The organism is Methylobacterium sp. WL18 (genome assembly GCF_008040015.1).
In the GTDB taxonomy this organism is placed as follows: Bacteria; Pseudomonadota; Alphaproteobacteria; order Rhizobiales; family Beijerinckiaceae; genus Methylobacterium; species Methylobacterium mesophilicum.
Genome location: NZ_VRVD01000194.1, coordinates 1 through 7,915, shown reverse-complemented (window position 1 = coordinate 7,915; position 7,915 = coordinate 1). Strand labels below are relative to the sequence as shown.

The window sequence follows — 7,915 nt, the reverse complement described above, 5'->3', positions numbered from 1 at the left end:
GCTCCGCACCGGGCGCAGCCCGGAGGCGCTGGCCACGACGCTGCCGCCTTCGGCCGACCGGTTCTGGGTCGATCTCCCCGAGGAGCGTGCGCGAGGCCGCGGCTGGTCCGAGCCGCTTCCCACCGCAGAGGGCATCGGCCCCCGCGACCCGATCGCGGTCTCGGGCCGCGATTGGGCCGGGGAAGCCTACAGCTACGTCTTTCTGCTCGGGCAGGAGCGGGTGAATGTCGGCGGCGCTCCGGACCCCGAGCCGGCGGGCCGGCGGCGCGGACGCCGCAAGTCCGAGCGGGACGAGACCGCCGACCAGCCGGCCGACATCCGGCGGCGGGTGCAGATCGCGGCCCGCACCCTCGACTTCCAGACCTTCGAGATCCGCACGCGCAGCCCGGACGGCTACGGGCTGGCCTGGACGCCGTTCACCCCGGGCGGCCGCGGCACGCCGCCAACCCCCGCCCCGGTGGCCGACGAGGCCGGCAAGCCGATCGCCTCGTCCTGCCCGGCACCGGCCTTCGAGACCCACGGGCTCGCCGGCTCGATCAGCATCGTCGACCGCACCTACCACTACGTCTACACGGACGTGCTGCCCGAGGATTGCGGGCTCGCCCCCGAGAAGCGCCGCACCGCGCTCTACTTGCGCACATCGCAGGACCTCTCGGCCGCGAAGGTCTGGTCGGCTGCGAAGAAACTCGCCGCGCCGCTGCCGCCCGGGAGCGTCGTGCGGGTGGCGCGCGCCAAGGGTATGCAGCGCTGGGCGGTGTCCTACACCTGCCAACGGCCGGCCAACGCCCCGGGGGGCCCCGTGGCCGATATCTGCCTGCAATACACGCCCGACATGGACCTCGACGGGATCGGGGCGCTCACCCTCTACGCCGACCCGGTGGAGGCCGGCCGCTCGCCGGCTTATCTCGGGCTGCGCTCAGGGGGCGACGGCACCGGCCGCTACGACCGCAGCGCGCATTTCTGGATGACGGACGCGCAGGGCAACCTCGACACCCCGGCGATCTACCCGGGCAAGGCCGGACTCCTGACCTGGCTCGACCGCCTGGCGCCGACGGCCTCAGGGCGCGATGCCTCGACCCTGTACGGGCGGCCGGTCTACTGGGCGACGTGGACGGTGCGCCGGATCGGCGCGCAATAACCCGAACGAGACGCTATATGGGCGGCCTTCCCGCTGCCCGAGTCGTGCCTCTTGGAACCGATGGACACCCATATCGACCTGTGGTTCGCCGCGAGCATCGTGGTGATCTCACTGCTGCTCTCGGCCTTCTTCGCGGGCGCCGAGACAGCCTTCACGGCCGCCTCCCGGGCGCGGATGCACGCCCTCGAACAGGCGGGCGACCCGCGGGCGGCGATCGTGAACCGCATCCTGGCGATCCGAGAGCGCTTCATCGGCGCGATGCTGATCGGCTACAACATCGTGGCGATCGGCGCCTCGGCCTTCACCACCAGCGTGCTCACCGCCCTGTTCGGCAAGAACGGCGTGATCTACGCGACCGTCGGCATGTCGGTGCTGGTCATCGTCTTCGCCGAGGTGCTGCCGAAGACGCTCGCCATCTCCAAGCCCGACAAGGCGGCCCTCCTGATGGCGAGGCCGGTGGCCTTCGCGGTCGCCATCATGGGCCCGGCGGCGATCTCCATCGAGCACCTGGTTCGGCTGATGCTGAAGCCGTTCGGCATCACCATCGGCGAGCACCAGTCGATCCTCACCGCTTCCGAGGAGTTGCGCGGGCAGGTGGCGCTGATGCACCGGGAGGGCGGCGTCGCCAAGGCCGAGCGCGACATGCTCGGCGGCCTGCTCGACCTGTCGAACCTGTCGGTCTCGGACGTGATGGTCCACCGCACCAAGATGCGGGCGATCGACGCCGACCAGCCCTCCGAGGACATCGTCCGGGCGGTGCTGGCCTCACCCTATACCCGCATGCCCCTCTGGCGCGGCACGCTCGAGAACATCGTGGGCGTGCTCCACGCCAAGGATCTGCTGCGGGCGCTGGACGCGGCGGGTGGCGACGCCTCTGGCCTGAAGGTCGAGGCCCTGGCGCTTGAGACCTGGTTCGTTCCGGGCACCACGTCGCTGCGCGCCCAGCTCAAGGCGTTCCTCACCAAGAAGACCCACTTCGCCCTGGTGGTCGACGAGTACGGCGAGGTGATGGGCCTCGTCACCCTTGAGGACATCCTGGAGGAGATCGTGGGCGAGATCGCCGACGAGCACGATGTCACCGTCTCGGGCGTGCGACCGCAGGGCGACGGCTCGGTCAACGTCGATGGCGGCGTCCCGATCCGCGACCTCAACCGGGCGATGGACTGGAACCTGCCCGACGACGAGGCCACCACCATCGCGGGCCTGGTCATCCACGAGGCACGGACCATCCCCGACCAGGGCACGGCCTTCAACTTCCACGGCTTCCGCTTCCAGGTGATCCGGAAGTCCAAGAACCGGATCACCACCCTGCGGATCACGCCGCTGACCGCGACCGGCATCCAGACCACCGCGCAGGCGGAGGCGCAGCGCGACCCGGTGTGAGGTGACTACGATCGAAACAGGTTTCGATCGTAGTCTCTCCAAGGCCAACACGCGCTTTCCCTCTTCCCTCTGCGGGCTACTGGACTCACCCATCGGGCTGGGCAACACGCGGGCAGGTGAGGCGCAGGTCCCCTCTCCCGTGCGGGAGAGGGACAGGGTGAGGGATGCGACCTCTCCGGAAAAACCTGGTCCCTCACCCCAGCCCTCTCCCGCACGGGAGAGGGGGCGCGTCGAGCCTCGCTCAACGCGTTGTGTGAACATCGTAGCCCGTGCAGGAGAGAGGGGCGCGTGTCGCGGCCCGGCTCTCCTCAGCCCAGCATTGCCTCCAGCCCCTCGGCACGGATCCAGTCGCGGGTGCGGTCCAGCGCCCGCCCGAGCCGGTCGAACAGCGCGTCGATCTCGTCGGGGCTGATGATCAGCGGCGGGCAGACGGCGACCCGGTCACCGGTGAGCGCCCGCACGATCAGGCCCTCGCCCTGCGCGAAGGCGACGCAGCGGGCAGCCACGCCCGCCTTCGGCTCGTACTGGCGCTTGCTGGCCTTGTCGGCGACGATCTCCAGCCCGCCGATCAGCCCGATGCCGCCGGCCTCGCCGACGATGTCGTGCTCGGCGAGCGCCGCGAGCCGGCGCTGGAAGTGCGGCGCCTTCTCGGCCGCGCCCTCGATCACCCGGTCGCGCCGGTAGATCTCGATCGCCTTCAGCGCCACCGCGGCCGCCACGGGATGGCCGGAATAGGTGGTGCCGTGCCCGAAGGTGCCGAGCTTCTCGCTCTGGCCGATCATCGCCTCGTAGAGCGGCTCGTCGATGCTGACGCCGCCGAGCGGCATGTAGGCCGACGTCAGGGCCTTGGCGAAGGAGATCGAATCAGGCCGGATCCCCAGCGCCTCGCTGCCGAACCAGGTGCCGAGCCGGCCGAAGCCGCAGATCACCTCGTCGGCGATCATCCGCACGTCGTACTTCGCCAGCACCGCCTGGACCGCCGCGAAATAGCCGCGCGGCGGCACGATCGCCCCGCCGGCGCCCATAACCGGCTCGGCGATGAAGGCGGCCACCGTCTCGGGCCCCTCGCGCAGGATCGTCTCTTCCAGCTCGACGGCGAGCCGGGCCGAGTAGGCCTCTTCGGTCTCGCCGGGCTCGGCGCCCCGATAGAAATGCGGGCAGGACACATGCAGGAAACCCGGCAGCGGCAGATCCCAGTCGGCATGGTTCGCGGTCAGCCCGGTCATCGAGGCGCTGGCGACGGTGACGCCGTGATAGCCCTTCTGCCGCGCGATGATTTTTTTCTTGTTCGGGCGGCCCAACGCGTTGTTGTAGTACCAGGTCAGCTTGACCTGGGTATCGTTAGCCTCGGACCCGGACGACGTAAAAAAGATCTTCGAGGTCGGGACCGGCATCAGCTCCTTCAGGGTCTCGGCCAGCTCGATCCCCGGATCGTGGCTGCGGCCGGAGAACAGGTGGGTGAAGGGCAGCCGGCCCATCTGGATCCGGGCCGCCTCGACCAGTTCCGCGTTCGAGTAGCCGAGCGCCGTGCACCACAGCCCCGACATGCCCTCGATGTAGGATCGGCCCTCCGTGTCGTAGACGTGGACGCCGTCGCCGCGCTCCAGCACCAGCGGGCCGGTATGCCGGTGTGCCGACAGGTTGGTGTAGGGGTGGAGCAGGGTTTCGACATCGCGGGTCGCGAGATTCGAGAGCATCGTTCGCACCGTCCTCATGCCCAGGGGATCCGCCACACTACCGACCCGATGCCCGTGCAGGTAGTCCTGCGGCCCTGCGCCCGGCCTTTGCCGGATGCATGCCCCCGTGTTTGACCCGCGCGACGCACGATTCATGCTCACTTCCGGTCCTTCTCCCGCCCTCGCGCCGGAAACCTTCGTGGCGCAGCCGGCCCCCGGCCGCGCCTGCGGCGCCTGCACCCTGTGCTGCAAGGTCTACGACGTGCCGGCGGTGGAGAGCGTCGCGGGCCAGTGGTGCCGCCACACCAAGGCCGGCCAGGGCTGTGCGATCCACGCGACGCGCCCCGACCATTGCCGGGCGTTCCACTGCCTCTGGATGACCGAGAATTGGCTCGGCCCGGAATGGAAGCCCGACCGCGCCAAGATGGTGCTCACCCTGGACCCGCTGTCCCGCAACATGAACGTGCAGGTCGATCCCGGCCAGGCGACCGTCTGGCGCCGGGAGCCCTATTACGGCCAGCTCAAGCGCTGGGCGGCGGCCTCGGTGCCCCTCCGGCGCCACGTGCTGGTGCACGTCAACAAGACCACCACTGTCGTCCTGCCCGACCGCGACGTGAGCCTCGGGGTGGTGGGGCCGGACGAGCGGATCGTCTCGCACGACCGGATGACCCCGCAGGGTCCGAGCTTCGACGTGCAGAAGGTGAAGGCCGCGTAACGCCCTTGCGGCATCCCGCCATTTGCCCGACTGATCGGGCATGACGACGATCCACGATTTCACCGTGCCGGCGGCGGACGGCAGCCCTTATCCCCTCGCGCGGCATCGGGGCGAGGTAATGCTCATCGTCAACACCGCCTCGCGATGCGGCTTCACCCCGCAATATGCCGGGCTTGAGGCCCTGTGGCGGGCCCATCGCGTCGAAGGCCTGACGGTGCTCGGCTTCCCCTGCAACCAGTTCGGCGCCCAGGAGCCGGGGGACGCGGCCGAGATCGCGAGCTTCTGCTCGCTGACCTACGACGTCAGCTTCCCGGTGCTCGGCAAGGTCGCGGTGAACGGCCCGGAGGCCGAGCCGCTGTTCGACCACCTGAAGCAGGAGCGCTCGGGGCTGTTCGGCACCAAGGCGATCAAGTGGAATTTTACGAAATTCCTGGTCGCGCGGAACGGCGCGGTGATCGCCCGGTTCGCGCCGTCGGCCAAGCCCGCCTCGCTTGAGGGGAAGGTCCGAGAAGCGCTGGCGCAGCCGGCGGGGTGAGACTTTTCGAGACCGCTGCTGCGTTTCCAGAGACCCACCTCAGACCCGTATTGCTACGCAGACCGTGTCCATCACTCTGTCATCCCGGGGCGCCGCAGGCGAGTCCGGGATCCAGCGCCGCCGGCATTGCAAGTGCTTGAGCTGTTGGTGGTTATGGATCCCGGTCTCCGCTTCGCGGCCACGGGATGACAGGGCGGGGGATCGAACGCCTGGGAAACTTCGAAATTCGCGCGCGAATAACATTTCTCTGGGATGGCGAAGCCAGCCGACCGACTCGAGCCCAGCCTTAAACGGGATCGAGATCGGCCTCCGCCAGCCGTCGAGTCTCCGCCGCCAGCCGCAGTAGGCTCCGCAGCGGCGCGATCCGCGACGGGCGCATCGCGTCGCGCAGGATGCCGACCAGAAACCGGGCCTCGGCGATCCTGTGCAGAGTGGTATCAGCGGCGCCGGCAATCAGCGCCTGCCGCTCCAACCGTGACAGGGCCGCGAACAGCGCCTGGCCCGCCGCGGCGTCGTCGGAAGACTGTCTGTCGGCCAGGAGCGCAGCCAACGCGTCTTCGAAACGACTGTCGTGGCAAGGATCGGCGCGCATGGGTTGGTCCGACGGCTGGAATAGCCGGACCCTAAGTCAATCCTCGCCGCCTGTCAGCCGGCGACACGATCTCCCACCAATGCGCCTGGGAATGTTGCGCAAGTGCATCTGAGCAATCCGCCCAGATCCGGCTTAGACGCTAACGATCAGCTCGGCCGCAGCCTCGAACTCCGCCCGGCGGATCGCCAGCCGCGCCTCGGCCTCGGCATCCCGGCCCCAGACGTCCGCCTGGTAGGTCTCGTCCACAAGGGCCGCATCCCAGGCCTCGGCCGGGCTGAGGCGGCCGCGCAGGACCGCGAGCGCGATCAGCAGCGAGCCGGTCAGCGTGGTCAGCGTGTGCAGACCGGCCAGCCGGAACGGGCTTTCCACCGCCGCGACGGCATCGGACAGCGACCGGACCGTGTCGGGCGGCTGCGCGACATGCATCACGCCCTCGCTGAGGATCACCCGGGCTCCGAAGGTCTCGCGAGCCCAGTCGAGCACAGGGTCCCACGCGGCAGCCTGGGCCGAGACCAAGCGCTCCGGATCTCCGGCGCGATAGGCGATCAGGTCGGTGCCCGCATAGGCGCAGAGATCCTCAACCACGGCCGCGTGCCGGGGGGCCACACCGTCGATGCTGGTATTGGCGAGCCGTGTCAGCGGCATTCTGGCCGGATCGATCACCGTGTCCTGCGCGGCCCATTCGGCCGCGACCTTCTCAGCCAGCGCACGAGTCGGCAGGCTCAGCGGGTTGCGGGCGGGCGTGTTGGCCGGACGGCCGTCGAGGGTCAACCGGAACCCGTCCGGGCCTTCGGCGAAGCCGGCCTCATTGTAGAACCGGCGGGGCAGGGCGGGTTTGGCATGGCCGCGGGCCGCGCGTACCGGGTCGGGGCGTTCCCCGTCGCCCGGTTCGCCGAGCCACTCGTTCGTCACATCGCTCATGAATGCCAGATAGGTGCTTTCCAGGACGTCGGCGAGCCTCGTTGCAAGCTAAGTCTCACCCCCGGAGAACAACCCCTCCAGCGCGCCCGCGCTCGACACCACCGTGACCGCCCCGGCCCCGTAGAGGGCGCCGGCCGGGTGGTAGCCCCAGCCGACCCCGACCGCCACGGCACCGGCCGCGACGCCCATGCCGATGTCGAAGGTCGTGTCGCCGACCATGATGGTAGCGTCCGGGGTGCAGCCGGCCTCCGCCATCGCCTGCTGCAGCATGGTCGGGTCGGGCTTGGAGGGCGCGTCGTCCGCGCTCTGCGTGGTGGCGAACCAGTCGGCCCAGCCGTGATGGGCGATCAGGCGATCCACCCCGCGCCGGGACTTGCCGGTGGCAAGCCCGATCAGCACGTCGTCGCGGGCATGCAGACGCGCCAGCAGGTCGCCCATCCCGGGAAACAGCGGCTCTTCGTAGGCGGGGTCGACCCGCAGGCGATTGTAGGCCTGCTTGTAGCTCTCGGAGAGGTCCGCGATCGGCCCGTCCTCGCCGACGAGGCGCCGGAACGCCTGCGGCAGCGACAGCCCGACGACCGAGAGCGCCTCGCGCCGGCCCGGGGCGGGCAGGCCGTTCTCCGCGAAGGCCAGTCCCTGGGCGGCGACGATCAGGTGTTGGCTGTCGACCAAGGTGCCGTCGACGTCGAAGACGATGAGCTTCATCGCCGCGCCACGTCCGGCCCGGGACGACCGGTCACGGCTTCCGGCCCGGCTGTAGCAGCTGGCCGGGATTCTGCTGCGCGGGCTGGCCGTGCGTGCGCTCGTAGCCGAGCCGGCAGCGGATCAGGAACCGCCGGCGCTTGCCGCCGCGCAGGGCGCGCTGGTGAGAGGCGCGGTTGCAGGCAGCATAGGACCGCCGACGGCGCTCGGCCCGGGCGCTCGAAGCCGGCCGTTGGGCGGCTTGAGGCTGGGC

At 70.0% G+C, this 7,915-nt stretch carries 8 protein-coding genes and 1 pseudogene; 4 read left to right on the top strand and 5 right to left on the bottom strand.

Translation table 11 applies throughout. From position 1 onward, the window contains the following. Together FV228_RS15065 and FV228_RS15060 are read left to right on the top strand one after the other, a co-directional pair. Window positions 1-1,138, top strand: a 1,138-nt coding sequence (locus FV228_RS15065; protein ID WP_147855364.1) for a hypothetical protein, incomplete at its 5' end; no start/stop codon positions are given. Between the two features lie 60 nt (window positions 1,139-1,198). Beyond that, the gene (locus tag FV228_RS15060; protein ID WP_147855363.1) at window positions 1,199-2,521 is read left to right on the top strand and encodes an HlyC/CorC family transporter; all 1,323 of its coding nucleotides are present in this window, start codon (window positions 1,199-1,201) and stop codon (window positions 2,519-2,521) included. A 308-nt stretch (window positions 2,522-2,829) separates the two neighbouring features. Here FV228_RS15060 and FV228_RS15055 read toward each other — a convergent pair whose 3' ends face one another. Then, complete coding sequence (locus FV228_RS15055) at window positions 2,830-4,218, bottom strand: aminotransferase (protein WP_147855365.1); 1,389 nt, start codon at window positions 4,216-4,218, stop codon at window positions 2,830-2,832. Between the two features lie 133 nt (window positions 4,219-4,351). On the opposite strand from FV228_RS15055, the gene FV228_RS15050 reads away from it, so the two are divergent. Continuing rightward, the gene (locus FV228_RS15050) at window positions 4,352-4,912 is read left to right on the top strand and encodes a hypothetical protein (RefSeq protein WP_147855362.1); all 561 of its coding nucleotides are present in this window, start codon (window positions 4,352-4,354) and stop codon (window positions 4,910-4,912) included. 40 nt (window positions 4,913-4,952) lie between these two features. Continuing rightward, the gene (locus tag FV228_RS15045) at window positions 4,953-5,447 is read left to right on the top strand and encodes a glutathione peroxidase (protein WP_147855361.1); all 495 of its coding nucleotides are present in this window, start codon (window positions 4,953-4,955) and stop codon (window positions 5,445-5,447) included. Window positions 5,448-5,733: 286 nt separating this feature from the next. On the opposite strand, the gene FV228_RS15040 is transcribed toward FV228_RS15045, so the two are convergent. The 4 genes and pseudogenes from FV228_RS15040 to FV228_RS15025 form a co-directional block, all read right to left on the bottom strand. Further along, a complete protein-coding gene (locus FV228_RS15040) occupies window positions 5,734-6,039 on the bottom strand; it encodes a hypothetical protein (RefSeq protein ID WP_147855360.1) in 306 nt (101 codons plus the stop codon). 132 nt (window positions 6,040-6,171) lie between these two features. Then, on the bottom strand, window positions 6,172-6,960 hold the full coding sequence (locus FV228_RS15035; protein ID WP_147855359.1) for an ATP12 family protein: 789 nt from the start codon (window positions 6,958-6,960) through the stop codon (window positions 6,172-6,174). Between the two features lie 48 nt (window positions 6,961-7,008). Beyond that, window positions 7,009-7,665, bottom strand: coding sequence for an HAD-IA family hydrolase (locus FV228_RS15030; RefSeq protein WP_147855358.1), 657 nt, complete (start codon window positions 7,663-7,665; stop codon window positions 7,009-7,011). Window positions 7,666-7,696: 31 nt separating this feature from the next. Beyond that, window positions 7,697-7,915: pseudogene (locus tag FV228_RS15025) on the bottom strand (hypothetical protein); the annotation flags it as partial.

Coding starts and splice junctions, on each gene's coding strand:
- FV228_RS15060 (WP_147855363.1), top strand. CDS start 1,199: ATGGACACCCATATCGACCTGTGGTTCGCCGCGAGCATCGTGGTGATC.
- FV228_RS15055 (WP_147855365.1), bottom strand. CDS start 4,218: ATGCTCTCGAATCTCGCGACCCGCGATGTCGAAACCCTGCTCCACCCC.
- FV228_RS15050 (WP_147855362.1), top strand. CDS start 4,352: ATGCTCACTTCCGGTCCTTCTCCCGCCCTCGCGCCGGAAACCTTCGTG.
- FV228_RS15045 (WP_147855361.1), top strand. CDS start 4,953: ATGACGACGATCCACGATTTCACCGTGCCGGCGGCGGACGGCAGCCCT.
- FV228_RS15040 (WP_147855360.1), bottom strand. CDS start 6,039: ATGCGCGCCGATCCTTGCCACGACAGTCGTTTCGAAGACGCGTTGGCT.
- FV228_RS15035 (WP_147855359.1), bottom strand. CDS start 6,960: ATGAGCGATGTGACGAACGAGTGGCTCGGCGAACCGGGCGACGGGGAA.
- FV228_RS15030 (WP_147855358.1), bottom strand. CDS start 7,665: ATGAAGCTCATCGTCTTCGACGTCGACGGCACCTTGGTCGACAGCCAA.